This is a genomic window from Roseicyclus salinarum (assembly GCF_029624655.1).
Taxonomy (GTDB): domain Bacteria; phylum Pseudomonadota; class Alphaproteobacteria; order Rhodobacterales; family Rhodobacteraceae; genus Roseibacterium; species Roseibacterium salinarum.
In genome coordinates, this window is record NZ_JARRSA010000001.1 from 124,250 (window position 1) to 151,151 (window position 26,902).

28 protein-coding genes are annotated in these 26,902 nt (G+C 66.3%); 8 read left to right on the top strand and 20 right to left on the bottom strand.

Features of this window, described 5'->3' with window-relative positions:
- Positions 1-3: 3 nt before the first annotated feature.
- The 13 genes from dxs to P6F26_RS00685 all read right to left on the bottom strand — a co-directional run bounded on the left by dxs (position 4) and on the right by P6F26_RS00685 (position 13,269).
- The gene (dxs, locus tag P6F26_RS00625) at positions 4-1,923 is read right to left on the bottom strand and encodes a 1-deoxy-D-xylulose-5-phosphate synthase (protein WP_278026693.1); all 1,920 of its coding nucleotides are present in this window, start codon (positions 1,921-1,923) and stop codon (positions 4-6) included.
- 166 nt (positions 1,924-2,089) lie between these two features.
- Complete coding sequence (pufC, locus tag P6F26_RS00630; RefSeq protein ID WP_278026694.1) at positions 2,090-3,217, bottom strand: photosynthetic reaction center cytochrome PufC; 1,128 nt, start codon at positions 3,215-3,217, stop codon at positions 2,090-2,092.
- 3 nt (positions 3,218-3,220) lie between these two features.
- Positions 3,221-4,225, bottom strand: coding sequence for a photosynthetic reaction center subunit M (pufM, locus tag P6F26_RS00635; RefSeq protein ID WP_278026695.1), 1,005 nt, complete (start codon positions 4,223-4,225; stop codon positions 3,221-3,223).
- A gap of 3 nt (positions 4,226-4,228) precedes the next feature.
- Positions 4,229-5,128 carry a photosynthetic reaction center subunit L gene (gene pufL / locus P6F26_RS00640; RefSeq protein ID WP_278026696.1) on the bottom strand — a complete coding sequence of 300 codons (900 nt, stop codon included), beginning with the start codon at positions 5,126-5,128 and terminating at the stop codon, positions 4,229-4,231.
- A gap of 134 nt (positions 5,129-5,262) precedes the next feature.
- Positions 5,263-5,427, bottom strand: coding sequence for a light-harvesting antenna LH1, alpha subunit (pufA, locus tag P6F26_RS00645; RefSeq protein ID WP_109666569.1), 165 nt, complete (start codon positions 5,425-5,427; stop codon positions 5,263-5,265).
- 14 nt (positions 5,428-5,441) lie between these two features.
- A complete protein-coding gene (gene pufB, locus P6F26_RS00650) occupies positions 5,442-5,591 on the bottom strand; it encodes a light-harvesting antenna LH1, beta subunit (protein WP_278026697.1) in 150 nt (49 codons plus the stop codon).
- 216 nt (positions 5,592-5,807) lie between these two features.
- A complete protein-coding gene (gene pufQ / locus P6F26_RS00655) occupies positions 5,808-6,026 on the bottom strand; it encodes a cytochrome PufQ (RefSeq protein ID WP_278026698.1) in 219 nt (72 codons plus the stop codon).
- Positions 6,026-7,501 carry a chlorophyllide a reductase subunit Z gene (gene bchZ / locus P6F26_RS00660; protein WP_278026699.1) on the bottom strand — a complete coding sequence of 492 codons (1,476 nt, stop codon included), beginning with the start codon at positions 7,499-7,501 and terminating at the stop codon, positions 6,026-6,028. Before bchZ ends, pufQ begins: the two co-directional genes overlap by 1 nt.
- An 82-nt stretch (positions 7,502-7,583) precedes the next feature.
- Positions 7,584-9,179, bottom strand: coding sequence for a chlorophyllide a reductase subunit Y (bchY, locus tag P6F26_RS00665; RefSeq protein WP_278026700.1), 1,596 nt, complete (start codon positions 9,177-9,179; stop codon positions 7,584-7,586).
- 4 nt (positions 9,180-9,183) lie between these two features.
- Positions 9,184-10,188 (bottom strand): chlorophyllide a reductase iron protein subunit X, encoded by a 1,005-nt coding sequence (locus tag P6F26_RS00670; RefSeq protein ID WP_278026701.1) that lies wholly within the window; start codon positions 10,186-10,188, stop codon positions 9,184-9,186.
- Entirely contained in the window at positions 10,185-11,126 is a 942-nt protein-coding gene (gene bchC / locus P6F26_RS00675) for a chlorophyll synthesis pathway protein BchC (protein WP_278026702.1), read from the bottom strand. Before bchC ends, P6F26_RS00670 begins: the two co-directional genes overlap by 4 nt.
- Before the next feature lie 129 nt (positions 11,127-11,255).
- On the bottom strand, positions 11,256-12,368 hold the full coding sequence (locus tag P6F26_RS00680; protein WP_278026703.1) for a methyltransferase: 1,113 nt from the start codon (positions 12,366-12,368) through the stop codon (positions 11,256-11,258).
- 31 nt (positions 12,369-12,399) lie between these two features.
- Positions 12,400-13,269: a polyprenyl synthetase family protein gene (locus P6F26_RS00685; protein ID WP_278026704.1), complete on the bottom strand. Its 870-nt coding sequence runs from the start codon at positions 13,267-13,269 to the stop codon at positions 12,400-12,402.
- A 113-nt stretch (positions 13,270-13,382) separates the two neighbouring features.
- Between P6F26_RS00685 and crtD the strand changes: the two genes are divergently transcribed.
- From crtD to hslU, 5 genes are all read left to right on the top strand, one after another.
- Positions 13,383-14,963 carry a 1-hydroxycarotenoid 3,4-desaturase CrtD gene (gene crtD, locus P6F26_RS00690; protein WP_278026705.1) on the top strand — a complete coding sequence of 527 codons (1,581 nt, stop codon included), beginning with the start codon at positions 13,383-13,385 and terminating at the stop codon, positions 14,961-14,963.
- Positions 14,918-15,790, top strand: a complete 873-nt coding sequence (gene crtC, locus P6F26_RS00695; protein ID WP_278026859.1) for a carotenoid 1,2-hydratase — start codon at positions 14,918-14,920, stop codon at positions 15,788-15,790. The genes crtD and crtC overlap by 46 nt, the downstream gene beginning before the upstream one ends.
- 62 nt (positions 15,791-15,852) lie before the next feature.
- Entirely contained in the window at positions 15,853-16,410 is a 558-nt protein-coding gene (hslV, locus tag P6F26_RS00700) for an ATP-dependent protease subunit HslV (RefSeq protein WP_278026706.1), read from the top strand.
- Positions 16,407-17,486: a hypothetical protein gene (locus tag P6F26_RS00705; protein WP_278026707.1), complete on the top strand. Its 1,080-nt coding sequence runs from the start codon at positions 16,407-16,409 to the stop codon at positions 17,484-17,486. Before hslV ends, P6F26_RS00705 begins: the two co-directional genes overlap by 4 nt.
- Positions 17,483-18,793, top strand: a complete 1,311-nt coding sequence (gene hslU, locus P6F26_RS00710) for an ATP-dependent protease ATPase subunit HslU (RefSeq protein ID WP_278026708.1) — start codon at positions 17,483-17,485, stop codon at positions 18,791-18,793. The genes P6F26_RS00705 and hslU overlap by 4 nt, the downstream gene beginning before the upstream one ends.
- Before the next feature lie 3 nt (positions 18,794-18,796).
- Here hslU and P6F26_RS00715 read toward each other — a convergent pair whose 3' ends face one another.
- Genes P6F26_RS00715 through P6F26_RS00725 form a run of 3 tightly spaced genes read right to left on the bottom strand, consistent with a single transcriptional unit; the run spans position 18,797 to position 21,095 of the window.
- Positions 18,797-19,393, bottom strand: a complete 597-nt coding sequence (locus P6F26_RS00715) for a Smr/MutS family protein (RefSeq protein ID WP_278026709.1) — start codon at positions 19,391-19,393, stop codon at positions 18,797-18,799.
- A gap of 4 nt (positions 19,394-19,397) precedes the next feature.
- Positions 19,398-20,432 carry a murein transglycosylase A gene (gene mltA / locus P6F26_RS00720; protein WP_278026710.1) on the bottom strand — a complete coding sequence of 345 codons (1,035 nt, stop codon included), beginning with the start codon at positions 20,430-20,432 and terminating at the stop codon, positions 19,398-19,400.
- A gap of 3 nt (positions 20,433-20,435) precedes the next feature.
- Positions 20,436-21,095: a Tim44/TimA family putative adaptor protein gene (locus P6F26_RS00725; RefSeq protein ID WP_278026711.1), complete on the bottom strand. Its 660-nt coding sequence runs from the start codon at positions 21,093-21,095 to the stop codon at positions 20,436-20,438.
- A 151-nt stretch (positions 21,096-21,246) separates the two neighbouring features.
- Between P6F26_RS00725 and P6F26_RS00730 the strand changes: the two genes are divergently transcribed.
- Complete coding sequence (locus P6F26_RS00730) at positions 21,247-21,741, top strand: FxsA family protein (protein WP_278026712.1); 495 nt, start codon at positions 21,247-21,249, stop codon at positions 21,739-21,741.
- Between the two features lie 82 nt (positions 21,742-21,823).
- Positions 21,824-22,342 (top strand): protein-export chaperone SecB, encoded by a 519-nt coding sequence (gene secB, locus P6F26_RS00735; RefSeq protein WP_278026713.1) that lies wholly within the window; start codon positions 21,824-21,826, stop codon positions 22,340-22,342.
- Positions 22,343-22,348: 6 nt separating this feature from the next.
- Here secB and dnaQ read toward each other — a convergent pair whose 3' ends face one another.
- Genes dnaQ through P6F26_RS00755 form a run of 4 tightly spaced genes read right to left on the bottom strand, consistent with a single transcriptional unit; the run spans position 22,349 to position 25,062 of the window.
- Positions 22,349-23,041, bottom strand: coding sequence for a DNA polymerase III subunit epsilon (gene dnaQ / locus P6F26_RS00740; protein ID WP_278026714.1), 693 nt, complete (start codon positions 23,039-23,041; stop codon positions 22,349-22,351).
- Positions 23,034-23,693, bottom strand: a complete 660-nt coding sequence (coaE, locus tag P6F26_RS00745) for a dephospho-CoA kinase (RefSeq protein WP_347403023.1) — start codon at positions 23,691-23,693, stop codon at positions 23,034-23,036. Before coaE ends, dnaQ begins: the two co-directional genes overlap by 8 nt.
- Positions 23,636-24,469 carry a shikimate dehydrogenase gene (locus P6F26_RS00750; protein ID WP_278026715.1) on the bottom strand — a complete coding sequence of 278 codons (834 nt, stop codon included), beginning with the start codon at positions 24,467-24,469 and terminating at the stop codon, positions 23,636-23,638. Before P6F26_RS00750 ends, coaE begins: the two co-directional genes overlap by 58 nt.
- Positions 24,469-25,062 (bottom strand): Maf family protein, encoded by a 594-nt coding sequence (locus tag P6F26_RS00755; protein ID WP_278026716.1) that lies wholly within the window; start codon positions 25,060-25,062, stop codon positions 24,469-24,471. Before P6F26_RS00755 ends, P6F26_RS00750 begins: the two co-directional genes overlap by 1 nt.
- A gap of 551 nt (positions 25,063-25,613) precedes the next feature.
- Between P6F26_RS00755 and rho the strand changes: the two genes are divergently transcribed.
- Positions 25,614-26,885, top strand: a complete 1,272-nt coding sequence (gene rho / locus P6F26_RS00760; RefSeq protein ID WP_278026717.1) for a transcription termination factor Rho — start codon at positions 25,614-25,616, stop codon at positions 26,883-26,885.
- The last annotated feature ends 17 nt before the right edge of the window (positions 26,886-26,902 follow it).

Consider the following 26,902-nt stretch of genomic DNA (forward strand, 5'->3'; position numbering starts at 1 on the left):
TCCTCAGGCTCGCACCCTCTCGGAGAGTGACGCGATCCCGATCGCCTGAAGCGCGGTCGCCGCGATGTCAGCAGCCGTCAGCCCGGCCTCGGAATACATGTCGGCGGGGCTTGCCTGGTCGATGAACCGGTCGGGCAGGTGCATCGTGCGCACCGCGCAGCGCCCGTCGAGCTGACCGGTCGCGGCGAGGTGATGCAGAACAAGGCCGCCGAAACCCAGCATCGCGCCTTGCTCCACCGTGACCAGCGAGCGATGGCCGCGCATCAGGTCGTCGATCAGGTCGGTATCGAGCGGTTTCGCGAAGCGCGCGTCGGCCAGCGTGACCGAAAGGCCCTTCGCCTCCAGTTCGCGCACCGCCTCGCGGGCTTCCGCCAGATGCGCGCCGAACGAAAGGATCGCGACGTCGCCCCCTTCCTGCAGGACGCGGCCCTTGCCGATCTTCAGGACATCGCCCCGTTCGGGCATTTCGATCCCGACGCCCTCGCCGCGGGGATACCTCAACGCGATGGGTCCGTCGTCATGCGCGGCGCAGGTGGCCATCATGTGCACCAGCTCGGCCTCGTCGGCGCAGGCCATGACCGTCATGTTCGGCAGCATCGCGAGATATCCGATGTCGAAGGCGCCCGCGTGCGTGGGCCCGTCAGCCCCGACAAGGCCCGCACGGTCGATCATGAACCGGACCGGCAGGTTCTGAAGCGCCACGTCGTGGACGATCTGGTCGAACCCGCGCTGCAGAAAGCTGGAATAGATCGCGCAGAAAGGCTTCAGCCCCCCCGCCGCGAGGCCGCCGCAGAAGGTGACGGCGTGCTGTTCGGCGATGCCGACATCGAAGACGCGGCCGGGCATGGCCTTCTGAAGGACGTTCAGGCCAGTCCCTCCGGGCATGGCGGCCGTGACGCCCACGATGCGCGAATCCGTCTCTGCAAGGCGTGTCAGGGTCTTTCCGAAGACGCTGGTGTAGCTTGGCGCGTTCGTGAGCGACTTCTTCTGCTCCCCGGTCCTCACGTCGAATTTCGCGACGCCGTGATAGCAGTCGTCTGCGCCTTCTGCGGGGGCGTATCCCTTGCCCTTGACCGTGACGGCATGGATCAGGACCGGCCCAGTCGCCTGCGCCTTCGCGGCGCGCAGGACCTCCAGAAGCTGCGTCATGTCGTGCCCGTCGACGGGTCCGACATAGGTGAAGCCCAGGTGCTCGAAAAGCGTCGCGGACTTCGGATGGCCGGTCACAAGCTCCCGCGCCCGCTCGGCGCCCTGGCGCAGCGGTTGCGGCAGGTGCGCGGCGACGCCGTCGGCGATGTCCTTCAGCGTGTGCAGCGGCGTGCCCTTGCCGAGGCCCGCGAGGTAGCGCGACATGGCTCCGACGGGGGGCGCGATGCTCATGTCGTTGTCATTGAGGATCACGAAGAGCCGCCGGCCGAGATCGCCCGCGTTGTTCAGCGCCTCGTAGGCCATGCCAGCGCTGATCGAGCCGTCGCCGATGACGGCGATCGCGTCGCCCGTCGCCTCGCCCAGCTCGCGCGCCATCGTGAAGCCCAGCGCGGCCGAGATCGAGGTCGAGGAATGCGCGGCGCCGAACGGATCGTAGTCGCTTTCGGCGCGCTTGGTGAATCCCGACAGGCCGTCCTTCTGGCGCAGCGTTCTGATCCGGTCGCGGCGGCCAGTGACGATCTTGTGGGGGTAGCACTGGTGGCCGACGTCCCACACGAGCTTGTCGTAGGGCGTGTTGAAGACCGCGTGGATCGCGACCGTCAGCTCGACCACTCCGAGCGATGACCCGAGGTGCCCCCCGGTGACGGAGACGGCGTCGATCGTCTCGGCGCGCAGCTCGTCCGCGCATCGTGCAAGCTCGGCGTCCGTCAGCCGCCGCAGGTCGGACGGGTAGCGGACGCGGTCGAGGATGGGGGTATGCGGTCGGTCGTTCATCGGTCGGTCCTCCCAAACCGTATTCGGGAAAGAAAAACCGCGGACGGGGTCTGACACCCGGCCGCGGCTCCAGTCGACCTACGAAGGGACGTAGGGGTCGTGGACGATCCCGGGCGGGCGAACCCGCCCGGGACCGATATCGACATGGCGCGTCACCCGCATCGCCTCATTCGAACGCGGCGTAGTCCGGCTCACCGTCGAGGACGGCAAGCTCGGGCCAGTTGCGGATCACGTTCAGGCCATTGAGCGGCTGCTGATAGCCCTGGTGGCAGGTCCGGCAGGCGAGCTTGGGCACGTCCGCGTAGATCGGCCCCAGACGCTCGGCCGGAAGCACGTCCTGAAGCGGCAGGATGTATTGCTCCAGCTGCTCCTGAACCATGATGATCCCGAGGCTGGCCGTCGCCCATTGGGGCGTGACCTGGCTGGGGTCGTAGAACGCCCGGCTGTTGTGGCAGAACACGCAGTTCACGCCGAGCGAGTTCGCGAAGTAGTTCATGAAGGCGTAGGTGCGCTCGGTCTGCTGGATCAGCGGATCTCCCGGAAGGTTCTCCACCCGGCTGGCCAGATCGTGCACGGCGATCGGATTGTAGCCGCCCTCATCGTTCACGAGCAGGTAGTGCTGCAGATAGTCCGACGGAAGGGACGTGTAGTTCGAGACCATCGTGACCCGGTTCTGGACGGCCGGCCAGCCACGGACGTTCTCGTTGATCCCGATCCACCCGTCCTCGTCCATGCCGCGGGTGTTGAACCAGACGTTGTTCGGCACCGGCTGTCCGCGGTGGCAGGTGTAGCAGGTGACGCCGACCTCCGCGTTGGCCTGAACGTGCGCCGCCCAGTTCTGGTTTATGTTCTGGGTCATCTCGATCATCGAGTAGGCCACCTGCGTCTGGTAGCTCTCGTTGCCGGGCTCGAGAAGGTCGGGGATACCGGTCCACGCCCGCATCGCCGTGAGGAGACGGTCGTAGTTCTCCTCGGTGACGTTGGCCAGCGACGGCGGGACGTCTTCCATCGTGTCGGCGGCCATTGCCGAGCCCGCGGCGGGAACCACCGGCTCGGAGGTCACGAAACCCGAGACCGTCGGATCGCCCGCTTCCAGATCGGAGACGAACTCCTGCACATGCATCCCGGTGCCGCGAGGCCCCGTCTGCATGCTGTCGGTCGCGAAGGGCTGCCCCCAGGCGACGATCATCGCTGCCACGAAGATCGCCGATCCCGCGATGCCCACCCCGATTGCGGGACCGAACACGTTGGTCGGGTTGTCCCGGTTCCAGTTGTCAAACCACTTGGGAAACATGGCTCACTGACCTCCCGCCGCGATGCCGCCGAAGTCCGAATAGGAGCCGTAGGCCTCATAGCCGTATGCGCCGAGATATTCGGGGGCGAAGTTGTGTTCCTGGGCCCAGATGAACCAGTTGTCCACCACGGTCCCGGTAAGCAGGATGCCGATCCCGCCGGTGATGGGCGTCAGCACCGCGAACCACCATGCCCAGCGGTGAATCCCCTCCATCGTGGCGTTGAAACCCATCGTCCAGCGCCAGAACAGGGCGGCGCGTTCCGTGGCCGTGCCGCGATCGTAGATCTGCTCGAGCTCCCGGTCGCCGCCGAAGCGGGAGACCGCGAGGATCGTGCCGCCGTGCATCGCGAAGAGAAGCACGGAGCCGTAGAGGAACACGATCGAGAGCGCGTGGAACGGGTTGTAGTAGAGGTTCCCGTAGCGGATCGAGAAGGCCGTGGTCCAGTCGAGGTGCGGGAAGATCCCGTAGGGCACCGCCTCGGACCAGCTTCCCATGAGGATCGGCCGGAACAGGCCGAGAACCAGGAAAAGCCAGATCGCCGCGAGGAATGCCCAGGCGATGTGCTTGCCCATCTTGTGCTGGGCCGCCAGCAGGTAACTGCGCACCCACCACATCATCACGGACACGAGCAGGAAGAAGCTGGAGATGATGTACCATCCGCCATCGTTCAGCGGCGGAAAGCTCAGGCCGTATTCCGGCCCCGGAGGCTCGAGCGCCAGCCAGAACAGCTGACGGATGAATTCCGGGATCGACCAGCCGACCTGCGACAGCATGTTGAAACCGACGATGTTGAACCAGAGCGTTCCGGTCGCAAGGCTGATGAGCCCGGCCCAGCCCAGGTAGATCGGACCGAGCTGCGCGTTGCCGAGCCAGCCGGCGAGCTTGGAGAAGCTCGCGCCCTTGGTCCGCTCCCCTCCCAGGATGTTCTCCTGGAGCTCCATCCCCATCTCGGGTTCGCCTTGAACCTGAACCTGGGTGAAGATGTTCTGATATTCGAAGTAAGCCATGGTTCAGTTACCTCCCACGATAGCGGGCTGCATGGCGCCGTAGGTCTCGAGGCCGGTGCTGTCGTACAGCAGGGCGGGCTCGGGCCAGATCGGCAGCTGAAGCCACCAGTTCCACCATTCGGGCCATCCGGACGTCCAGACGGGGCCGGAAATGATGATGCAGACCGCACTCCAGAACCCTGCGTTCAGCGCCAGCAGAAGCCCGAGCCGGTGAATGCCGAGCGTGCCGATGGAGTAGCCGATGAAGTCACGGAAGAACGTGTCCTCGTGATCCGGCGTCTTCGTCTCCTCCCCCTTTTCGGGGTTGGCCGCGGACAGGATCAGGCCGCCGTGCAGCGCAAGCGCCAGCGTCGTGGTGAAGAAGAACGTCACCGCGATCATGTGCGCCGGGTTGTAGTGGAAGTGCAGGTAGGCGTAGCCGACGTTCGAGACCCAGTCGAGGTGACTGAAGATCCCGTACGGGAAGCCGTGCCCCCACGCGCCCATCAGAAGCGGGCGGAACACCACCAGCGTCACGTAGGCGAGGATCGCGAAGGCGAAGGCGAATGGCACATGGTAGCCGATGCCCAGCTTGCGGCAGATCTCGACCTCGCGCAGAGCCCAGGACACGAAGGCCCCGACCGCGCAGAAGGTGACGATCTGCCAGAGCCCGCCCTCGAGAAGCGGTGCGAAGCCCAGACCGTAACTGAGGTCGGGCGGCGCGATGTTTATCGTCCAGGGGTTGAACGTGCCCTGCATGGCAGCACCCCAGAAGATCAGGATTGTTCCCAGCAGCGCAAAGAAGGCTGTCGTGACCCCGAAGAAGCCCACGTAGAATGGGCCGACCCAGAAGTCGAACAGATCGCCGCCGATCAGCGTCCCTCCGCGGACGCGGTACTTTTTTTCGAAGCTAAGCAAAGCCATGCGTCTGTCTCCGCGTATGGCGGCGTGTCCTCTTGCGGTCAGCCGTCAGTTTGTTCGTGCGATGGCTGCGGGCGAGACGGTGGCCCCGCCCGCAGCGAATGTGATGCCGTCACGTGACGTGCGGCTTCGGGGCGTCAGCCGCCGAAGCCAGCCGTCGCGGCGGCGGACTCGAACCAGTTCAGGCCGGACGACAGAACCACCAGGTGGATCATCGCCGCGAGAAGGAACAGGAACACGCCCTGCGCCACGAACACGCGGCGGGGGTCGAAGATGAGCCAGATCTTGTAGAACTTAGCCATGTCTTATTCCCTTCTCAGAACCAGGGCGCCCAGATGTACGTGGCGAGATGAGCCACAAGGGCGACGGCCGAAAACAGCCAGAGCCCGCTCATATACACCGCGTGCAGCTCTTGCGCCTGCTCGTCGGTCAGACCTGTGAAGGACAGGTCAGCATTGTCAGCCATTAACTTTCCTCCGGAACGTTAGACTGATGCCGCGTTCCCCGCGGCCGGGCCCCGACAAGGCCTCATTGCCCTGCCGGCATTCCACCCGTGACGGATCGCTCCGCCGCGGATGAATTCAGTATCGGCTCCGGTCGTCACGCCGAGGTATGCGTGGGTCCCGTCCTGCCAGCCGGGTCTGAAGCGGCTGTCTTGCGGCAGGTCGGGCTTGGTCTCTTCTCAGGCCGCGAAGATCATCGGCGTGATGATCCGCGCCTGGCTCCAGGCGCGCTTGATCGGCCCTCGATCGGTCATGCTGCCCGAGCGGATCGCGGCCAGCGCCCAGGTCAGGAACGCAAGCGGAAGCGTCGCGGCGAAGATGATCGCGAAGTAGATCATGAACTCCGTCCGCGGCGGCTTGTGCCGGGTGACGGGGCTGTCAGAGGTGAAGTCCGTCATTATTCCTCTCCCTCGGTGAAATCGAAACCCGCCGGCGCCAACCGCCTGACGGTATCCTTGACGACCCGCTCCGCCCCGCTCTCGAGCGCGGCCTTCTCGGCGGCGTCACGAAGCGTCCTGGCGGCCGAAATGCGGGTGAGTATCGGGTGCTCGGCAACGATCCTGTCCAGAAGCGCCTGCGCGTCCGGGTCCCAGGGGAAGTCGCGGCGCAAATTGGCGGGCGTCGCCGCGGCGCTGTCCATATCCGCGCCCAGCGGAAGGATGTGGAACAGGGCGTCGAACAGGCCGTTGCACACTTCCTGCAGCATGTAGGTGGCGCCGGCATAGCCCATGAAGGGCGTGCCGGTGGCGCGCCGGATCGCGGCGCCGGGAAAGCTCGCGGGGATGAAGGCCGGCCTCGGCCCATGTCCCGCGCTCATCTCGGCGAGGTACATCTTCTCGTTGATCGACCCCATCAGGATCAGGGGACGTTTCTGCGAGATCATCGCGCGGACCTGCTCGTTGTCGGTCTTCTTGCCGGCCACGCGGGCGACGGCGAAGGCGCAGGGCAGCCCGAGGTCGGTCTCCAGGAAGTTCCGCACGCCGCGCGCGTAAGTCTCGTTCGCGACGATGCCGAAGCTCGCCGTGGCGAAGAAGTCCTGCGTCACCGAGCGCCAGAGATCCCAGACCGGCTTGATCGTCGAATGCTTCTCGCGCTCGATGAAAGGCTCGGGATCGAGGCCGGTCAGCTCGCCCAGCATCCGCAGGAACCGCGTCGTGCTTTCCACGCCGACCGGCGCCTGCAGGTAGGGCTTGCCCAGAACCTCGCACAGGCCGCGGCCGAACTCGCGGTACATGCAGACGTTGACGTCCGCGTTCACGAGGTTGCGCATCTCGGCCAGGTGGCTGCCCAGCGGCATCACCATGTTGACCTCGCAGCCGATGCCCTCGACCAGTCTGCGGATCTCCGCAAGGTCGGACGGCATGTTGAACGTGCCGTACATCGGCCCGAGGATGTTGACGCGGGGCGCCGCACCCTCCTCGCGCTTCTTCTCGGGTGGCATCCGGCCCTTGGTCATTCCGAACTCGGTGAAGATCCAGGTCATCGCGCGGTCCGCGCTCTCCCACTGGTCCTCGTCGATGGTGCGCGGAAGGAACCGCTGGATGTTGGTGCCCATGGGCGTCACGCCACCGCCGATCATCTCGGCGATCGAGCCGGTGACGACGACGCTGGGCAGCGCGGGATCCAGCACTTCCCAGGCGCGTCTCATCGCACCCTCGGTGCCGTCGCGCCCGAGCTCTTCCTCGGCGAGGCCGGTGACGACGATCGGCAGCTCGTGCGGCGGGAGGCCGTCGGTGTAGTGGAGGACGGACGTCACCGGAAGGTTCTCGCAGCCCACGGGACCGTCGATGATGACCTGAAGGCCCTTCACCGCGGTGAAGGCGTAGACCGATCCCCAGTAGCCGCCGGCGCGGTCGTGATCCTGGATCAGCATGACCGCTTCCCCTTCATCTTTCCGCAAATACGCAGAGAGGCCATGGGGCCGGACGGCGGGGGGATATGCGCGCAGCCGCCCATCAGATCATCTCCTGCGCTTTTGCGGCGCGGGCCTGCTTGTCGAGCTTCTTCTGGTGGGCGGCGCGGAAATCGGGCCGCAGGTTCGGCGCGCCTTCCCAGATGCCGGCGGTGTCGCCCACACCCACGCCCTCGAAGAAGGCCTTCATGTGCGCCATGCGATCGCGGTTGGCCATCGCGGCGTTGACGACCTGCTGCAGGCTTCCCGCGCCCATCGGGCCCATCAGCGGACGGGCCGAGATGAGGTTGGTGAAATAGAGGCTCGGAATGCCCATCGCCTTGCCTTTCTGCACGACCGGGGTCGTGCCGATGGCGAGATCGGGACGGATCGCCTCCATCGCGGCGCAATCATCCTCGAGGCTGGCGCGGAACCGGATCTTCACGCCGCGCGCCTCGAGCCACTCGATGTCGGGGGCGGACCATTTCGTCTTCGGACAGGCAGTGCCGACATAGGGGATCTCGGCGCCGCTCTCGATCAGGAGGCGGGCAACCAGAAGTTCGGACCCCTCGTAACCCGAGAGCGTGATCGTGCCCTTGATCGGCGCGGCGGCAAGCGCCTGGCGGATCGCGGGCAGGAACGCGTTCTGGGCGGCGGCGACCTTTTCGGGGGCGACGCCGTAGGCCTCCCCGATCGCGGCGAGCCATGCGGCGGTGCCGTCGTGGCCGACAGGCGCTGAACCGACGATCGTCCGGCCCGCGGCTTCGAATTCGCGTATCGCGGCGGTGTAGAAGGGGTGGATTGCGGCCACCACCTCGCTGTCCAGCGCGGAATAAAGCTCGCGCCACTCACGGCAGGGAACGACCGGACCTGCCGCCAGACCGAGTGGCGCGAGCATCCCTCCGATCCCGAGGGGATCAGCAGGGAACATTTCGCCCAACAGCGTGACTGTCGGACGGTCTGAAACACCCGAGACAGGGGCCTGAACTGGACCGGCCTCCACCTCCTGTCGGGCATAGTTGAGCATCGACCCGGCGAGGACATCCTTGGCCTCGGCATGTGTCGGCACCCCGAAGCCCGGGACGTCGATGCCGACGATCCGGACCCCATTGATCTCATCCGGCAACAGCCGGAGAGGCACACCGGACGCCGTGGGAACGCAGAGGTTGGTGACCACGATCGCGTCGTAGCGCTCGGGGTCGGCCATCTCGTGCACGGCGTCGCGGATGTCTTCGAAGAGTTTCCCCGTCACCAGGGTCTCGGAATTGAACGGAACGTATCCCACCGAGCGGCGGGCGCCGTAGAAGTGGCTGACGAAGGTCAGGCCGTAGACGCAGCAGGCCGATCCCGACAGAACCGTGGCCACGCGGCGCATGCGGAGGCCGACGCGCAGGCTGCCGAAGGCCGGGCACATCGACTGCGGCTTGTCGTGCGGGCCTTGCGGGTAGTCCTTTGCGAACTGGTCGAGGATGTCGGACTTGCCCGCCATGCGGGCCGCCTTCTCCATCTCGGCCGCTCCGCCGTGGCACCCCGTGCCGTCGCCCCCCGCAGGAGCGGGTCCCGAAGCAGACATCCCGGAGGCCACGTCGCCGTCGTCCCGGGAATTTCCCAGGATGACTTCGGCGGCGTCTGCGTCGTCGTATCTGATTTCTTCGGTCATCGTCTCATGCCTCGTCGTAGATCACTTCGAGGGATTTCCTGGGTTTCGAGTGCTTGCCGCGCATGTCGGCGTCGGTTGCAGGCTGGAGCACGACGCCCGCGCCCGTGTCGGAGCCGTCGAACAGGTTCAGCAGTTCGTCCTGGCTGAGCGCGGTCGGCCGCATCGGCGGCGCCTCGGCAACGTTCATCCCAAGTTCGGCGAACAGCGCGCCCCACCGGCTCTCGGCCGTGCCGACGATCTGGTAGTTCGCGGATTTCTTGCGCAGGTCGTCATCCTGCGGGATCGCGGCGAGGACGGGAATACCCACGGCATCGGCAAAGGCCTGCGCCTCGCCCGAGCCGTCATCCTTGTTGATCACGAGGCCCGCGACGCCGACGTTGCCGCCGAGCTTGCGGAAGTATTCGACCGCCGAGCAGACGTTGTTGGCCACATAGAGCGATTGCAGGTCGTTGGATCCGACCAGGATCACCTTCTGCGCCATGTCGCGCGCGATCGGCAGGCCGAAGCCGCCACAGACCACGTCGCCGAGGAAGTCGAGCAGCACATAGTCGAAGTCCCAGTCGTGGAACCCGAGCTTCTCCAGCAGTTCGAAACCGTGGATGATGCCGCGTCCGCCGCAGCCCCGGCCGACTTCCGGCCCGCCAAGCTCCATCGCGAAGACACCGCCGCGCTTGAAGCAGACGTCGCCGATCTTGACCTCTTCGCCCGAAAGCTTCTTCTGCGTCGAGGTTTCGATGATCGTCGGGCAGGCCTTGCCGCCGAACAGCAGCGAGGTCGTGTCGGATTTCGGATCGCAGCCGATCAGCAGCACGCGCTTGCCCTGCTCGGCCATCATGTGGCTGAGGTTCGCCAGCGTGAAGGACTTGCCGATCCCGCCCTTGCCGTAGATCGCTATGATCTGCGTCTTCTTGGTCGGTTCGGCCTGCGGCACCTCCAGCGTGGGCTCGTTGGCCTCGTCGCGGAGCTTGGCATCGTAGTCCTTCAGATTTGGCACTTCGTCGAGGCTCATGCGGCGTTCTCCCAGTTCAGGATCATCTTCAGGCAGGCCGGATCTTCGAACGCAGTCCGGTATGCGTTCGCGGCGTCATTTGCGGGAACCTGGTGCGAGATGAGATGGCGGAGGCCGAGCGCCCCGTGATCGATCAGGTCGCGTGTCGCCACCAGATCGTCGCGGGTCCATTCGGCCGCGATGCGGAAACGCGCCTCGCGCATGAAGGCGGGCGGAAAGGAGAATGACAGCGGCTCGGGATAGAACCCGGCAAGCACGATCTCCCCGCCCTTCGCGAGGCGGCCGACAAGGGTGTCAAGCAGGCTGGACACCCCGGACGCGTCGTAGATCGAGCGATAGTCGCGGCGCGGATCGTCGTCGGGATGGACGACGTCGTAGCCCTCGGCACCGGTCGCGCGGTCGGGATCGATCTCCCACACCGTCGGCGCGGCGCCCCCGGCGGCGAGCGTCAGCCGCGCCAGAAGCCGGCCGAACACGCCATGGCCGACGATAAGCTCGGGAAGACTGGTGTTCAGCCCGGCGATGGCATGTCGCGCGGTCGCGGCTAGCGCCAGAAGCGCGCCCTCGGGGCCCATCGCGGCGTCGATCTTCACGACACGGTCCGCTGCGGTGACAAGGCGATTCGTGGCGGCGCCGAACAGGCCCCTGACCTCGCCATAGCAGCTCGCGCCAGGGACGAAGACGGTATCGCCGGGGCGGAAATTCGTGGCGGCGCCGGCTTCGACGACCTCGCCTGCGGCCTCGTATCCCGGCACCAGCGGATAGCCCATTCCGGGAAACGGCGGCATCTCTCCCGACCAGAACAGCTTTTCCGTGCCGGTCGAAATCCCCGAATGCCGGACCTCGACCACGAGATCGCCCGGGCCGGGTTCCGGAAGGGCGATCCGGCCCAGCCCGATCATCCTTGGTGCTTCGAGTATGACGGAAGTGCAGTGCACGGATCGTGGTCCAGTCAATCGCATTCGGAACATGGGGATGGAGAATCCTGATACCTCCCCATCGTGACTGTCAGTTTAACCTGACACTTTGATATGTCAATGTGAATGGACAGCCGGGTGCGACATTCTTTACGGCTTGCGCGCGGTCACGACACTCGTGATGAACGGACGCGAGGTCTTCAGGGGTTTTACGTCGGAAAATCCCACTTCGCCCAGCAGTTGGCCGATCTCGTGTGCGCTGCGCACGCGTCCCGTCCGCATCGCAAGGCAGTAGATCGCGAAATAGGCGTCGCCCGCGCGGGAGGGTGCGGCGCCGCCCGACATCGGCTCGGCCACGACAAGGCGGCCGCCGTCGCGAAGCGCGGCGTGCGCCTTGGCCAGAAGCATCTGAACAGTCTCGTCCGAATGATCGTAGAGCACGCGAACGAGGCTGATCGCGTCGGCCCCGGCCGGCAGGACGTCGGTGCGAAAGCTGCCACCCGTGATCGCCGCGCGGTCCGAAAGTCCGTGCCGCGCGAACCGCGCCGCAGCACCCTCCGCGACGACGGGAAGATCGAAGAGGTGAAGCTTCAGGTGGGGCCACGCCAGTCCGGCCGCCGTCAGGAACGCACCGGTGCCGCCCCCGACATCCAGAAGCGTGCCGACGCCGCCCATGTCGATCGCGCGAAGCGCCTCCTCGGCCACAAGGGTCTGACTTTCGGCCATGAGTTCGGAATAGGTGTGGGCCGTCTGCGGCGAGACTTCCCCGGTTGCGCCGAAGACATAGGGCCAGAACGTCGCAAGCTCCGTGTCCGAGCCATCCGCGAAGAAACCGGCCGCGTCGCCGAGGTCGCGGTAGAGCACGTCGTGATGCGCGATCATCTGCGAAAGACCCGGCACGCCCGGAACCGCTGCGCCGAGGCGTCCCAGCGCGAAGCGCCCGTCGCGCCGCCGCTGGAGCAGGTCGAGCGAGGCGGCGGCCTGGCACAGGACGCGCATCCGCTCGGGCGCGATCCCGGTCTCGAGGGCAAGCTCGTGGGCATGTTTCGGGCGGTCGGCAAGGCGCGCGGGCAGGTCGAAGGCGACGAAGGCCCGCAGCACCTGCGCGTGAACGAAGCCTGCCACGAGGTCGAACAGGGCCTCGCCGTCCTTGCGCGCGATGCGGGAGGCGACGGGAAGACGCGCGGCAAGCCTCTGGAAGGAACGGGACCCGACAAGCGCGGTGCGCCAGGCATAGATGCGATCCGGCAGGCTCGGCCTCATCCCGCCTGCCTCCTCGCGCAGGGCCACCGGATCAGACCGCGTGCCGAGCGGGAACCACGGGCGTCAGGCGCTCGGCCGTCTTGCGGACCATCTCGCAAAGTGCCGCCTCGCCTGGACAGGACGGGATCGACGAGATGGCGCCCGACAGGATGTCCTCCAGCCGGCGGATCGCACCGCGCACGCCAAGTTCGGACACCGCGTTGGGACGTCCGTTGATCTCGTCCTGATGGGCGGGCTTGCCCAGCGCGTCCTCGTCGTAAAGTGCGTCGCGAAGGTCGTCGGCCACCTGGAAGGCCTCGCCGATACGCGCGCCCAGTTCGGTCCAGGCGTCGGGCTCCTCGCCTGCGGCGGCGGCGCCCATGCGCGTCGCGGCGGTGAACAGCGCACCGGTCTTGGCGCGGTGATAGGCGGAGAGGTCGATCTTGTCCTCGCTTTCCCACCCCTGCCCCGCGCAGATCCCGCCGGGCATCCCGGTGGACTCGCCCAGGATCCGGATAAGGCCGATGGCGCGTTCGGGGTCCTGCCCGGCGGCGCGGGCGAGAACCTCGAAGGCCGCGACGATCAGGGTATCGCCCGCAAGCAGCGCGATGGGCTCGCCATAGGCGCGATGGACGCTCGGCTTTCCGCGCCGGATGTCGGCGTTGTCGAAACAGGGCATGTCGTCATGCACGAGGCTCGCGCAATGGATCAGCTCGATCGCCGTGGCGGCGGCGTCGGACATGGCCGGGCGGTCGTCGCCGCAGGCCATCGCGACGGACAGGCAGATGGTGGGACGAATCCGCGCCCCGCCGGGATTGACCGAATAGTCGAGCGCCGACGAAAGCCGTGGCGGCGCCGCCCCGTTCCGTGCCGTGGATATGGCCGAGGAAAGGGCTGTCTCGATCCTTGTCTTAAGCGGCATGTGCCCTCCTGACGGCAAGGGAATCCTGTCGCGGGGCGCGCGGATTTGTAAATTAGACTGGACATATCTGGGTGATCTGTCAACTATAACTGACACTTCAGAGGGCTCTTGCCGTGCCGGATGGCGTAAATCCTTCGCAACCCCGTGCCGTCGTCATCGGCGCCGGCATCGGCGGCCTTTCGGCGGCGCTCCGGCTTGCCCATCGCGGGCTGCCGGTCGAGGTCGTGGACATGGCGCCCGGTCCCGGCGGCAAGATGCGCACACGCGCCTCCTCCACCGGACCCGTGGACATCGGCCCGACCGTGATGACGATGCGCCATGTATTCGAGGAGCTGTTCGAAGCGGTGGGCGAACGGCTTGCCGACCATGTCACGCTCCATCCCGACACCGTATTGGCGCGGCACTGGTGGCGCGACGGGTCAAGCCTCGACCTTCATTCGGACCCCGAGGCCAGCGCGGCCGCCGTGCGCGGCTTCGCGGGCGCGGCCGCCGAGGCCGAGTTCCGCGCCTTCTCGAAGAAGGCCTGGCGCCTGTTCGAGGCGTTCGACGCCCCCGTCATGCAGGAGGCCGAGCCGAAGCTCTCGTCGCTGACCGCGCATGTCCTGAAGGAACCGTCGCTGATTGCCGCAATGGCGCCGGGCCTGTCGATGGCGCGCAGTCTCCGGATGGAGTTCTCCGATCCGCGATTGCGCCAGCTGTTCGGGCGCTACGCCACCTACGTCGGCGGGTCGCCCTATCTCAGCCCCGCCATTCTGGGGCTGATCTTTCATTCCGAGGCATCGGGCGTCTGGCGCGTGGAAGGCGGGATGCACATGCTTGCGCGCGCGCTCCACAAGCTTGCGCTCGCGCGCGGCGTGACGTTCCGCTTCGGCGCCGAGGCGCGGCGCATCGAGACGCAGGACGAAAGATGCACCGCCGTGCATCTGACCGACGGCACGCGGCTGGCGGCCGACATCGTTCTGTTCAACGGCGATCCGAAAGCCCTGCACGAGGGGCGCCTCGGGCCGTCGCCGCGCCGGGCGGTGCCGCGCCGCGGGGTCGAACCACGAAGCCTGTCGGCCTTCGTCTGGGGTTTCGCCGCCGAAGCGCACGGCGCGGACCTCGCCCATCACAACGTGTTTTTCTGCGACGACCCGCGCGCGGAATTCGGCGACATCGCGCAGGGCCGGATGCCGCGCGACGCCACCCTCTACCTCTGCGCGCAGGATCGTGGCGGGGCCGACGCGCCCACCGGACGGGAGCGCTTCGAGATCATCATGAACGGCCCGCCGGGCTACCGGGCGACGGACGAGGACAGACGCACATGCCGGACACGCACCTTCGAGACCTTGAGCCGGATGGGCCTGACCTTCTCGCCCGCCCCGGACCTGTCGCACCTGACGACACCGGACGATTTCGACCGGGCCTTTCCGGCCTCGGACGGTTCCCTCTACGGGCGGAGCCCGCACGGCATGATGGCGACCTTCCATCGACCGGTGGCGCGGACGGGCCTGAGGGGGCTCTATCTCTGCGGGGGCGGGACGCATCCGGGGGCGGGAATACCCATGGCCTGCCTCTCAGGGCGGCACGCGGCCGCGGCGATCTGGAGCGACCTTGCTTCGACCTCGACGTTCCCCCGGACGGCTACGCCTGGTGGTATGTCGACGGGATCAGCGACGATGGCGAGCGCGCCATCTCGATCATCGGCTTCATAGGCTCGGTCTTCTCTCCCTGGTATCGCTGGAGCGGCCGCCGGAACCCCGCCGACCATTGCTGTCTCAACGTCGTCACCTACGGACGCGGCGGGCGCTGGACCATGACGGACCGTGGCGAGGGCGCGCTGGGCCGGTCGCGGGACAGTCTGCGGATCGGTCCATCGGCGATGACCTGGGACGGCGACCGGCTGGTCGTGGAGATCGACGAGGTCTCGACGCCACACGCACAGCGGCTGAAGGGAACGGTGACGGTCGTGCCCTCGGCGCTGACGGAGGTCGAGCTGCCGCTGACCGACGACGGCGCCCATGTCTGGCGGCCCTTCGCGCCGAAGGCGGGCATTCGCGTGGACCTGAACCGCCCCGGCTGGAACTGGAGCGGCCACGGCTATTTCGACGCCAACTTCGGCACGCGCGCGCTGGAGGCCGATTTCGACTACTGGACCTGGGGCCGCTTCCCCCTGAAGGACGGCGCGGCGTGCTTCTACGACGCGACGCGGCGCGACGGGAGCGAGCTATCGGTGGCCGTGGGTTTCGCCGAGGACGGAAGCATCCGGCAGCTTTCGCAACCGCCGAAGGCGCGCCTTTCGCGTCCGGGCTGGATGGTGCGGCGCGAGACGCGGGCGGACGCGGGATACCGGCCGCAGCAGGTCAAGGCGATGCTGGACGCCCCGTTCTACAACCGCTCCACCATTCGCACGAAGATAAACGGCGAGGAGACGGTCGGCGTGCACGAGGCGCTCGATCTCAACCGCTTCCGCGGGCCATGGCTGATGCCGATGCTGGCGGTGCGGGTGCCGCGGCGTAAAGGCTGGCCCGGCCGCGCCTGACCGGCCCCATGGTTGCGGCAGGCCGTCCCGCGATCCATATAGGGCCGAACGACGGAGGCCCCATGGCAGACAGCGATTTTCCCGGCTGGCACGGAACCACGATCATCGGCGTGAAGAAGGGTGGCGAGGTCGTCGTCGCCGGCGACGGCCAGGTGAGCCTCGGCCAGACGGTCATCAAGGGCACCGCGCGCAAGGTGCGCCGGCTTTCGCCCGGAGGGCATGACGTTGTCGCGGGGTTCGCCGGCTCCACCGCCGACGCCTTCACCCTTCTCGAGCGGCTGGAGGCCAAGCTCGAGGCCACGCCGGGACAGCTTCAGCGCGCCTGCGTGGAGCTGGCCAAGGACTGGCGGACCGACAAGTATCTCCAGAAGCTCGAGGCGATGCTGATCGTCACCGATGGCGCGGACCTCTTTGTGATCACCGGCGCGGGCGACGTGCTCGAGCCCGAGCACGACGTCGCGGCCATCGGCTCGGGCGGCAACTATGCGCTTGCTGCGGCCCGCGCGCTGATCGACGGCCCCGACGACGCCGAGACGATCGCGCGTCGTGCCATGGCGATCGCATCGGACATCTGCGTCTACACCAATGGCAACCTGACCGTCGAAAAGATCGGCGGATGACAGGGATCACGCGCGACGATATCCGCGCGGCGGTCGCCTCGGGCACACTGAGCGAGGCACAGGCCGCCTCGGTCATCGTCCTGGCCGAGCGCCGGGCAGGCGTGCGCGCCCGCATGTCGGGCCTCGACGAACCCTTCGAGCTGTTCAAGGGCTTCAACGAGATCTTCATCGTCGTCGGACTGTCGATCCTCTATCTCGGCTTCGCGGGCGTCACCGGCATGACGCTTCTGGGCACGACGCAGGGCTACGTCCTCGGAATGGCATACGCCGTCGCGGGGATCGCCGGGGTGGCGGCGCTTGCGCGGTATTTCACGCTCGTGCGTCGGATGGTGGCGCCGTCCATCGCGCTGGCGGTGATGTTCGGGCTTCTGGCAGGGCAGTTCGGCTATTCGTTCGCGTCGATGCTGGACATGAGGACGCCCGCGATGCTGACGACGGCGGCGGGCATCTCGGCACTGTCCCTCTCGGGCTATTACGCGGTCTTCCGGGTGCCCTTCACGGTCGCGCTGATCGCGCTCTCGGTCTTCGCGACGGCGTTCGGCGCGGCGACGATGGGCGGCTCGTTTCCGCGGACGCCGCAGGACCTCTTCCTGCTCAGCGCAGACGGTCCCTTCGCGCTTCTGACGATCGCGCTGGGCCTTGCCGGCCTCGTGATCGCGCTGCGGTTCGACATGTCGGATCCGCACCGCGTGACGCGGCGGGCCTCGGCCGGCTTCTGGCTGCATGTCATCGCGGCACCCGCCATCGTGAACACCGTTGCGCTGACGCTTTTCGAGACGGGTAGCGTGGCGGCGCAGCTCGTCCTCGCGGCCTTCATCACCCTGATGGCATTGTTCGCCGTCGTCATCGACAGGCGCTCGTTCCTCGTGGCGGGCGTCGGCTATGTCGTCGCGCTCGCCATCACCGTGGTCGAGGGGCAGGCCTTCTTCGTCATCCTGATGCTTGGTGGCGGCCTCGTCCTTCTCGGCGCCCAGTGGGAGGCGCTGCGGCGCGCCGTCATGCGCGCACTGCCCGGCTTTCCCGGAAAGGACCGTCTTCCGCCCTACGATCTTCTACAAGAGGAAACCCCAGCTTGACCGACCTCACCCCTCGCGAAATCGTATCGGAGCTCGACCGGTTCATCATCGGGCAGAAAGAGGCCAAGCGCGCCGTCGCCGTGGCGCTGCGAAACCGCTGGCGCCGCAAGCAGCTGGGCCCCGACCTGCGGGAGGAGGTCTATCCGAAGAACATCCTGATGATCGGGCCGACCGGCGTGGGCAAGACCGAGATCTCGCGCCGCCTCGCCAAGCTTGCGCGGGCGCCCTTCATCAAGGTGGAGGCCACGAAATACACCGAGGTCGGCTATGTCGGACGGGACGTGGAGCAGATCATCCGTGACCTCGTCGACGCGGCGCAGGCGATGGTGCGCGAGAACCTCCGCGAGGAGGTGAAGGCAAAGGCGCACGAAGCCGCGGAGGAGCGCGTGATCGAGGCGCTGGCGGGGGACGGGGCGCGCGAGCAGACGCGCGAGATGTTCCGCAGGAAGCTCCGCTCGGGCGAGCTTGACGACACGATGATCGAGCTCGAGGTCGCGGACACGTCGAACCCGATGCAGGGCTTCGAGATCCCCGGCCAGCCCGGCATGGGCGGCGGCGGCATGATGAATCTGGGCGACATCTTCGGCAAGGCGTTCGGGCAGCGCACCGTGAAGCGGCGAATGAGCGTCGCGTCGAGCTACGAGGTGCTGATCGACGAGGAGGCCGACAAGCTTCTGGATCCCGAAGCCGTCACCAAGGAAGCGGTGCGCGCCGTCGAGCAGAACGGCATCGTCTTCATCGACGAGATCGACAAGGTCGCGGCTCGGCAGGACGTGCGCGGCGGCGATGTCAGTCGCGAGGGCGTTCAACGCGACCTGCTTCCGCTGATCGAAGGGACGACGGTTTCAACCCGTTACGGTCCGGTCAGGACCGACCATATCCTGTTCATCGCCTCGGGGGCGTTCCACATCGCCAAACCCTCGGACCTGCTGCCCGAACTCCAGGGACGGCTGCCGATCCGGGTGAACCTGCGGGCGCTGACCGAGGATGATTTCGTCCGGATCCTGACCGAGACGGACAACGCCCTCACCCGGCAGTACACGGCCCTGATGCAAACCGAGGAAGTCGAGGTCGCGTTCACCACGGACGGGATCGCGGCCCTTGCCAAGATCGCGGCGGACGTGAACCAGTCGATCGAGAACATCGGCGCCCGACGGCTTTACACGGTGATGGAACGGGTGTTCGAGGAACTGAGCTTCACCGCGCCCGACCGCGCCGGCGACACCGTCACCGTAGATGCGGATTTCGTCGAGAAGAACCTCGGCGAGTTGACGCGGAGCGCGGACCTCAGCCGCTACGTCCTCTAGACCTCAGCGCCGGCGCCTCAGGTAGACGTAGTAGGCGCCGCCACCGCCGTGGCGCTGATGAGCCTCGCGGATCTCGAGGACCATCGCCCCAAGGGGCGGCGCGGTCAGCCAGCCCGGCACCTGCTGCCGCAGGACGCCGCGACGCACCGGGATCGGGCCGACATCCTCGCCGGCGCGGCCCTTTCCGGTGATGACCAGCACCAGCCTCAGCCCCCTGTCATGGGCGCCCGCGATGAAGCGCACGAGCGCAGGGTGGGCATCCGCGATTGTCATGCCGTGAAGGTCGAGACGCGCCTCGGGCGTCAGCTTCCCGCGGACCATGCGGCGGTGCGTCTTGTGCTGCATACGGACCGGGCCATGGGCCGGGGGCCGTTCCGGGGCCTGCGTGGGGACGGACGCCGTGTCGCCGATACGGAAGGGCTTGATCGTCAGCGTATCCGGCGGCTCGGGAGATCGGGACGGTTCGGGCCGCCTCACCGGCGTCTGCGGCTTTTCCATCGACCGTTCGAGGGAGGGTGGGGCCAACGGCTTGGCCGAGCGTTTCACGCGATCCCACAATTCCCGGTCTTCCGGGCTGAGCCCTTTCCTTCGCCGTGCCATCCGTTCAGGCGTCCGGAACGATCTGGTGCGCGCGCTCGATCGGCAGCAGCACGACCATCCGGCCGGGATCGCGGATCGTTCCCGCCGCGTCACCCGCCGCGTCGCCGAAACCGAAGAAGATGTCCGCGCGTTGCGGGCCGCGGATGGCGCCGCCGGTGTCCTGTGCGATCATCAGCCGCCGCATCTCGCCCGCGCCGCCCTTCTCGATCCAGACCGGCGCGCCGAGCGGCGTATAGGCAGGATCGACGGCGATGGTCCTGAGCGGCGTGATCGAGCGGTTCATGGCGCCCAGCGGACCAAGCCCCGGATCGCCGATGTCGACCTCGCGGAAGAAGATGTAGGACGGGTTGTGGTGCAGAAGCTCGTAACCCTCGGTGGGATTTCGGCGCACCCAGTTGGCGATGACGCCCGCCGAGACCTGATGCGGCTCGTAGATGCCCCGTCGGACCATCTCCTGACCGATCGACCGGTATTCGTGACCGTTCCGCGCGCCGTAGCCCACGCGAATGATCGATCCATCGGTCATCCTGATGCGACCGGACCCCTGGATCTGGAGAAAGAACAGTTCGACCGCGTCGTCGACCCATGCGATCTCGAGGTTGCGGCCTTCCAGAACCCCCGTCGTCTCGATCTCGGCGCGGCTGAGCCACGGACCGTTGCCCAATTCCGGCGGCACCCGGTAGATCGGGAAGCGGTAGCGAGGCGTTCGGATCCGCGACCCGTCGAGCTCGGGCTCGAAATACCCGGTGAAAAGCGCGGGCTCGTCACCGCCGATCAGGACCGGACGAAAGAACAGTTCGAAGAAGGTGCGCGCCTCGGGGGCATTGGCGGCGATGGAGCAGAGGCCTTGCCAATCTTCGCCGTCCATGTCGCGGCAGGTGCCGAGATACACGTCGAGCGCGGCCGCATGATCGTCCTCGGCCCATCCGTCGAGGTCCGAGAACGAAAGCAGCTGCGCCGAAACGTCAGCCAATGCCTGCGACAACGAGAGACAGAGAGACAGCGCGACCCCTGTGACGATGCTCCACGGGCCTGGCATCGATCATCCGTCGGTCGCCACCAGAAGCCAGTTCGGGTCGTCCGTCCCCATCGTGCGCCCGAAGGTCCAGACGTCGCGCTGGCGCTTGATCTCGCTGGGATCGCCCTCGATCACCTCGCCGTCGGCGTTTTTCACCACCGACGTGAGTTCGCCCACGAAGCGCACCGTCACCTCCGCCTCGCCCGTGGCGCGGTCGAAGGTCGCGTTCTGCAGGCCAAGCTCGCGGATGCCGACGAATTCCGCATCGATCCGCAGGCCCTGCGCCTCGCGGTCGCGGATCACCGACTCGAAGCTTTCCAGGACGTCGTCGGCAAGGAACCTGCGCAGTTCCTCGACGTCGCCACGCTCGAACGCCATGAGGATCATCTCGTAGGCGCCGCGCGCACCCTGAAGGAACTCGCGCACGTTGAAGCCGGGCTCCGCCATCTTCATCGCGGCCAGCGCCTTGGCCGCTTCGCTGTCATTCGGCACATGGTCGGTGATGTCGTCGTCGGGCCCGCCCTCGATCACCTCGAAGTCACGGCGCGGGTCGGGACGCGACGCCGTGGGACGGACGGCCGGTTTCTCGAACCCCTCCCGCGTTCCAAGAACGCTACGCAGGCGAAGGATCAGAAAGATCGCAATGCCGGCGAGGACAAGCAGGGAGAGAAGGGAGGAGTTCATACGCGAAACCTCGGGCGCAAAAGGGTGGGGCTTTCATCAGCGGTCACAGGGGACATATGTAAGCGAGGGCACCTATCAAGTCCATCACTCCCGGCCCGTCACCCGAGGCGGTCGGGGCGCCGCGCCATCCGCAAGACCGGAGCACACGACCATGTGGCTTTTTCTCATGTTTCTTCTCGTTCCGCTGATCGAGATCGCCCTCTTCATCCAGGTCGGCGGGTGGATCGGCCTCTGGCCGACCCTGGGCATCGTGATCGCCACTGCGATTGCGGGTACGATCCTCGTGCGGTCGCAGGGAAGTCAGGCGCTCGCTCAGCTGAAGCGCAGCTTCGAAGAATTGCGGGACCCGACGGACAACCTCGCGCATGGCGCGATGATCCTGTTCTCGGGCGCGTTGCTGCTGACGCCGGGCTTCTTCACCGACGCGCTCGGCTTCGCGCTTCTGGTGCCGCAGGTCAGGGCCTTCATCGTGCGTCGCGTCAAGGAACGGATCCAGGTGCGCACGGTCGTCGGCGGGCAGGCCCATTGGCGCGGGCCCGAGGCGGACCCCACACGGCGTTCCGGCGACATCATCGAGGGCGAATACCGGGTCGAGGAGGCCGAGGCGCCGCCGCGCGACGGTCCTTCGGGCTGGACGCAGCGCTGACGCGAGGCGCGGCGAGACCCGGCATTGAGGCCCGCATCGGGTGCTGATAGAGCAACGGCAACCGATCATGATGGAGTGAGAGATGACCGACACCAATGGCGGAACGCAGCCCGAAGCAACCGGCAACGGCCAGGCCACGCAGGTCGAGATGCCCCGGATGCAGGTGCTTGGCCAGTTCATTCGCGACATGTCGTTCGAGAACGTCGCGGCCCAGAAACAGATGCAGGCCGCCGGTCAGCCCGACATCCAGGTGCAGGTGGCGCTCGATGCCCGCAAGCGCGAGGCCGAGGGACAGTACGACGTCATCATGAAGCTGAAGATCGACAGCAAGACGAAGGGTGATGCGCCCCAGTCGATTTTCCTGCTCGAGCTTGAATACGCCGGCGTGTTCAAGGTCGAGAACGTGCCCGAGCAGCAGCTGCACCCGTATCTCCTGATCGAGTGCCCGCGAATGCTGTTCCCCTGGGTGCGCCGCATCGTGGCCGACGTCACGCGCGACGGGGGTTTCCCGCCGCTCAACCTCGACCAGATCGATTTCCTCGCGCTCTACCGGCAGCAGATCGCCCAGCGTGCGGCCGGCGCTCCTGCGGCCGAGGCCTGATCCGGTTCAGTCGAAGCGGTTCCAGACCGCATCGGCCCCCAGACCCTCGACGAAGGCGGCATGAGCCGCCTTCTCGGCGTCGGTGATACGCGCGGGCAGGGCTTGGGGCCGCGGTCGCGGCCGCCACTGGCTGTCCTGCGCGCCGGCATCCGTCTTGCGCTGAACGGCGGACAGCGCGAAGTCCGGCTGCTTGCCGCCAATAAGCTCGAGGTAGACTTCCGCCAGGATTTCGGAGTCGAGAAGCGCGCCGTGCTTCTCGCGCATGGAATTGTCGATCCCGAAGCGCCGGCAGAGCGCATCGAGGGACGCAGGCGACCCCGGAAACCTGCGCTTGGCGATGGCGAGCGTGTCGATCGCCTGATCCAGCGGCAGCATCCTGTGCCCGGCCCAGTCAAGCTCGGCGTTCAGGAAACGCATGTCGAAGGACGCGTTGTGGATCACCAGCTTGTCCGCCTGCACGAACTCGAGGAAGTCGGCGACGATATCGGCGAAGGCGGGCTTGTCGGCGAGGAATTCGTCGCCGAGGCCATGCACCTCGAAGGCTTCCTTGGGCATTGGACGGCCGGGATTGATGTATTGGTGATACGTCCGACCGGTCGGGACCTGATGCCAAAGCTCGACCGCGCCGATTTCGACGATGCGGTGGCCATCGGACGGGTCAAGGCCCGTCGTTTCGGTGTCCAGAACGATTTCACGCATGTCCCGGCCCCTCTGCCTTCAGCTTCGCCACCAGTTGTTCCACGGCTTGGCGGGCCGTCGCAAGGTCGTCCGTGCGGATGATGTAATCGGCCTTCGCGCGCTTGAGATCGTCCGGGACCTGCCGGTCAAGGAGCCGGCGGAAGGTATCCTCGTCCATGCCGGGGCGGGACAGGACGCGCCGCCGCTGTTCTTCGGGATCGGTGCTGACGACGACAACGCTGTCGATCCACCCCTCGGCCCCCGTCTCGAAAAGCAGCGGTATGTCCAGAAGGACAAGCGCGGCACTGGCGTTTTCCTGAAGAAACCTTTGCCGGTCGGCCGCCACGAGGGGGTGAACGGCGGCTTCGATCCGCGACAGAAGCGTGCTGTCAGCGGCGATCGCGCGCTTCATCGCGGTCCGGTCCACACCGTCCCCGGGGGTGATCGCCTCGGGAACGATCTCGCGCAGGGCGCCTGCGGCCGGCCCACCGGGCGCGTAGACCCGGTGCACGGCCGCATCAGCATCCCAGACGGGAACGCCGAGATCAGCGAACATGGCCGCGGTCGTCGATTTTCCCATGCCAATGGACCCTGTGAGGCCCAATACCAGAGGCTTCACGACAGGACCGCCGCGCGCAATTCGTCGTCGACCATCGGCGTATAGCTGAACCACCGTTCAAAGCCGGGAACGGCTTGGTGCAACAGCATCCCGAGGCCGTCAACGGTCTGGCATCCCTTCGCCTCGGCCTGTTCCAGAAGCCCGGTGCGCAATGGCGTGTAGACGATGTCGGTCACGACCGTCGAAGGCACGGCGCCGCTCAGGTCTATGGTAAGCGCGGGCTGGCCCTGCATCCCCAGCGACGTGGTGTTCACGATCAGGCTGGCCTCGCGCACGAGATCGGGGATCATCGTCCAGTCCTGCGGCGAGACACGCGCGCCGTACTGTTCCTTCAGACCGTCGGCGCGCGCGCGCGTCCTGTTGGCGACGTAGACGACAGGGGCCCCGTCCGACAGAAGCGCCCATACGATCGCCTTCGCTGCCCCACCGCTCCCCAGCACCAGCGCGGGTCCCGATTTCGCCGTCCATCCCGGCAAGGCCTGCCGGATGCTCGCGAGAAAGCCGGTCCCGTCGGTGTTGTCGGCCTGGATGCGGCCTTGCGCGGTGAATGTGAGCGTGTTCGCCGCCCCGATCAGGGCGGCGCGGTCCGTCACGGTGTCGGCAAGCGACAGCACGTGCTCCTTATGCGGGATGGTCACGTTCACGCCCACGAAGCCCAGGATCGGCAGCACCCGAAGCGCGTCGGCGAGGTCCGACTGAGCGACGCGCATCGGGATGTAGTGCCCCGGGATGCCGTAGCGCCGCAGCCAGTGACCATGAAGCCTGGGCGAAAGGCTGTGAGCCACGGGATCGCCGATCACGCCGGCGAGCGGTATCTGTCTTGCAGCCATCAGTCCAACCAACCCCGCAACCGGAAAAACGAACAGACGTCCAGCAGGGGAAGGCCCAGGACGGAAAACCAGTCCCCCTCGATGCGCGAAAACAACCGAGCGCCATACCCCTCCGCGTGGTATGCGCCGACGGAGGACGACACCGCGGGCCACGCATGATCGAGATAGGCATCGATCTCGGCAGGCGAAAGGCGGTGCATCGTCATCCGCACTTGCCCTACGCTTCGCCAGATGGGCTCACCCTCATGGTAGATCACGGCGCTGGACAGAAGCTGGTGCTGTTGTCCCTGCAGTTCGAAAAGCTGTGCCGCTGCCTCGTCGCGATCGGCGGCCTTTCCAAACACGCGGCCCTTGAACGCGAGAACCTGGTCGGACCCCAGCACCACGGCGTCCGGGCGTTTTTCGTGGCCCTTCCTCGCCTTGAACTCGCCGAGTGCGTCAGCCACGTCGCGCGGGGACGCACCCTCCGCCTCGAGAGACGCGCGCACGGCATCCTCGTCGATTCGAATCGGCAGCACCTCGAACCGAAACCCGGCATTTTCGAGCATCTGGCGGCGCGATACGGAGGCCGAGGCGAGGACAAGGTCGGGCAAAAGGGCACCTTTGTTCTGGGTTGTCCTGTTGATAGGCAAGTGCCGCGTCGGTGGAAAGATGTGTGTGGACCGGAAGCGCCGACGCCTGACGCGGGTTTTCTCCCGGCGATGCGAAAGTTGCCATGCGGTTGTCCCCGTGGACGAATGACCGCGGGACGGGCGGTGGATCATCGCGGACCAGGGAAGTTTGCCATCGGATCTCCACAGGCATCCACAGCGAGAATTTTCGATTAATATTTGATATTAAAGGCCTTTATAGAATATCCCTTTTATCCCTCGCTGTCCCTGTCTCGGAGGGATCGCCGTGCAGGACCCTGTGTGAAAATCGTCGAGATCCTCGTTTTACGGTTTGTTAAGCCTCCTACATACAATCACATCTTTCTTTCTCCTCTTTCCTATTGGTCTGGAACCGGTGGGCACATCGGGTTTCTTGACTTTCACGGACGAGGCCCTTAGCTGGCAGTCAACCCGTCGTCCGACGGTGAAAAAATCACTTCATATCGACCGATGCCCGGACGCTTCCCGCGTTCCGCTTGCGACTGGTGAATTCCATGACTGAGAACAGCTTGCGCCTATCCGACCTGAAGGCGCAGTCGCCCAAGGACCTGCTCGCCATGGCGGAGGATCTCGAGATCGAGAACGCCTCGACCATGCGCAAGGGCGAGATGATGTTCGAGATCCTGCGAGAGCGGGCTGACGAGGGCTGGGAGATTGCCGGCGATGGCGTGCTCGAGGTGTTGCAGGACGGTTTCGGTTTCCTGAGAAGCCCTGAGGCGAACTACCTGCCCGGTCCGGACGACATCTACGTCTCGCCTGAGATGATCCGCCAGCACAGCTTGCGCACCGGCGATACGGTCGAGGGCGTGATCAGCGCCCCGCGCGAGAGCGAACGCTACTTCGCCCTGACGAAGGTGAACCGCATCAATTTCGAGGAACCGACGCGCGCCAAGCACAAGGTCGCGTTCGATAACCTGACACCGCTCTATCCCGACGAGCGGCTGAAGATGGAGATCGAGGATCCGACCATCAAGGACCGTTCCGCCCGGATCATCGACCTCGTGTCGCCCATCGGAAAGGGTCAGCGCGCCCTGATCGTTGCGCCGCCGCGGACTGGCAAGACGGTTCTCCTGCAGAACATCGCGAACTCGATCGAGACCAACCATCCCGAGTGCTACCTGATCGTCCTGTTGATCGACGAGCGCCCCGAAGAGGTCACGGACATGCAGCGCTCGGTGAAGGGGGAGGTCATTTCCTCTACCTTCGACGAACCCGCCACGCGCCATGTCGCCGTGTCCGAAATGGTCATCGAGAAGGCCAAGCGCCTCGTGGAACACAAGCGCGACGTGGTGATCCTGCTCGACTCGATCACGCGCCTCGGCCGGGCGTTCAACACGGTCGTTCCGTCCTCGGGCAAGGTCCTGACCGGCGGTGTGGATGCGAATGCGCTTCAGCGGCCCAAGCGGTTCTTCGGTGCCGCGAGGAACATCGAGGAGGGCGGCTCGCTTACGATCATCGCGACCGCGCTGATCGATACCGGAAGCCGGATGGACGAGGTGATTTTCGAGGAATTCAAGGGCACCGGCAACTCGGAGATCGTGCTCGACCGCAAGGTGGCCGACAAGCGCGTCTTCCCGGCGATGGACATCCTCAAGTCCGGCACCCGAAAGGAAGAGCTGCTGGTCGACAAGGGCGACCTTCAGAAGACCTTTGTCCTGCGGCGCATCCTGAATCCGATGGGTACGACCGATGCGATCGAATTCCTGATCTCGAAGCTCAGGCAGACGAAGACGAATTCCGAATTCTTCGACTCCATGAACACCTGACAACCTGGCGAGGCAGC

What these genes read in the sequence shown, in the direction of transcription:
- dxs (WP_278026693.1), bottom strand. Translation starts at nt 1,923, where the DNA reads ATGAACGACCGACCGCATACCCCCATCCTCGACCGCGTCCGCTACCCG.
- pufC (WP_278026694.1), bottom strand. Translation starts at nt 3,217, where the DNA reads ATGTTTCCCAAGTGGTTTGACAACTGGAACCGGGACAACCCGACCAAC.
- pufM (WP_278026695.1), bottom strand. Translation starts at nt 4,225, where the DNA reads ATGGCTTACTTCGAATATCAGAACATCTTCACCCAGGTTCAGGTTCAA.
- pufL (WP_278026696.1), bottom strand. Translation starts at nt 5,128, where the DNA reads ATGGCTTTGCTTAGCTTCGAAAAAAAGTACCGCGTCCGCGGAGGGACG.
- pufA (WP_109666569.1), bottom strand. Translation starts at nt 5,427, where the DNA reads ATGGCTAAGTTCTACAAGATCTGGCTCATCTTCGACCCCCGCCGCGTG.
- pufB (WP_278026697.1), bottom strand. Translation starts at nt 5,591, where the DNA reads ATGGCTGACAATGCTGACCTGTCCTTCACAGGTCTGACCGACGAGCAG.
- pufQ (WP_278026698.1), bottom strand. Translation starts at nt 6,026, where the DNA reads ATGACGGACTTCACCTCTGACAGCCCCGTCACCCGGCACAAGCCGCCG.
- bchZ (WP_278026699.1), bottom strand. Translation starts at nt 7,501, where the DNA reads ATGCTGATCCAGGATCACGACCGCGCCGGCGGCTACTGGGGATCGGTC.
- bchY (WP_278026700.1), bottom strand. Translation starts at nt 9,179, where the DNA reads ATGACCGAAGAAATCAGATACGACGACGCAGACGCCGCCGAAGTCATC.
- P6F26_RS00670 (WP_278026701.1), bottom strand. Translation starts at nt 10,188, where the DNA reads ATGAGCCTCGACGAAGTGCCAAATCTGAAGGACTACGATGCCAAGCTC.
- P6F26_RS00680 (WP_278026703.1), bottom strand. Translation starts at nt 12,368, where the DNA reads ATGAGGCCGAGCCTGCCGGATCGCATCTATGCCTGGCGCACCGCGCTT.
- P6F26_RS00685 (WP_278026704.1), bottom strand. Translation starts at nt 13,269, where the DNA reads ATGCCGCTTAAGACAAGGATCGAGACAGCCCTTTCCTCGGCCATATCC.
- hslV (WP_278026706.1), top strand. Translation starts at nt 15,853, where the DNA reads ATGGCAGACAGCGATTTTCCCGGCTGGCACGGAACCACGATCATCGGC.
- P6F26_RS00705 (WP_278026707.1), top strand. Translation starts at nt 16,407, where the DNA reads ATGACAGGGATCACGCGCGACGATATCCGCGCGGCGGTCGCCTCGGGC.
- P6F26_RS00715 (WP_278026709.1), bottom strand. Translation starts at nt 19,393, where the DNA reads ATGGCACGGCGAAGGAAAGGGCTCAGCCCGGAAGACCGGGAATTGTGG.
- mltA (WP_278026710.1), bottom strand. Translation starts at nt 20,432, where the DNA reads ATGCCAGGCCCGTGGAGCATCGTCACAGGGGTCGCGCTGTCTCTCTGT.
- P6F26_RS00725 (WP_278026711.1), bottom strand. Translation starts at nt 21,095, where the DNA reads ATGAACTCCTCCCTTCTCTCCCTGCTTGTCCTCGCCGGCATTGCGATC.
- P6F26_RS00730 (WP_278026712.1), top strand. Translation starts at nt 21,247, where the DNA reads ATGTGGCTTTTTCTCATGTTTCTTCTCGTTCCGCTGATCGAGATCGCC.
- secB (WP_278026713.1), top strand. Translation starts at nt 21,824, where the DNA reads ATGACCGACACCAATGGCGGAACGCAGCCCGAAGCAACCGGCAACGGC.
- dnaQ (WP_278026714.1), bottom strand. Translation starts at nt 23,041, where the DNA reads ATGCGTGAAATCGTTCTGGACACCGAAACGACGGGCCTTGACCCGTCC.
- P6F26_RS00750 (WP_278026715.1), bottom strand. Translation starts at nt 24,469, where the DNA reads ATGGCTGCAAGACAGATACCGCTCGCCGGCGTGATCGGCGATCCCGTG.
- rho (WP_278026717.1), top strand. Translation starts at nt 25,614, where the DNA reads ATGACTGAGAACAGCTTGCGCCTATCCGACCTGAAGGCGCAGTCGCCC.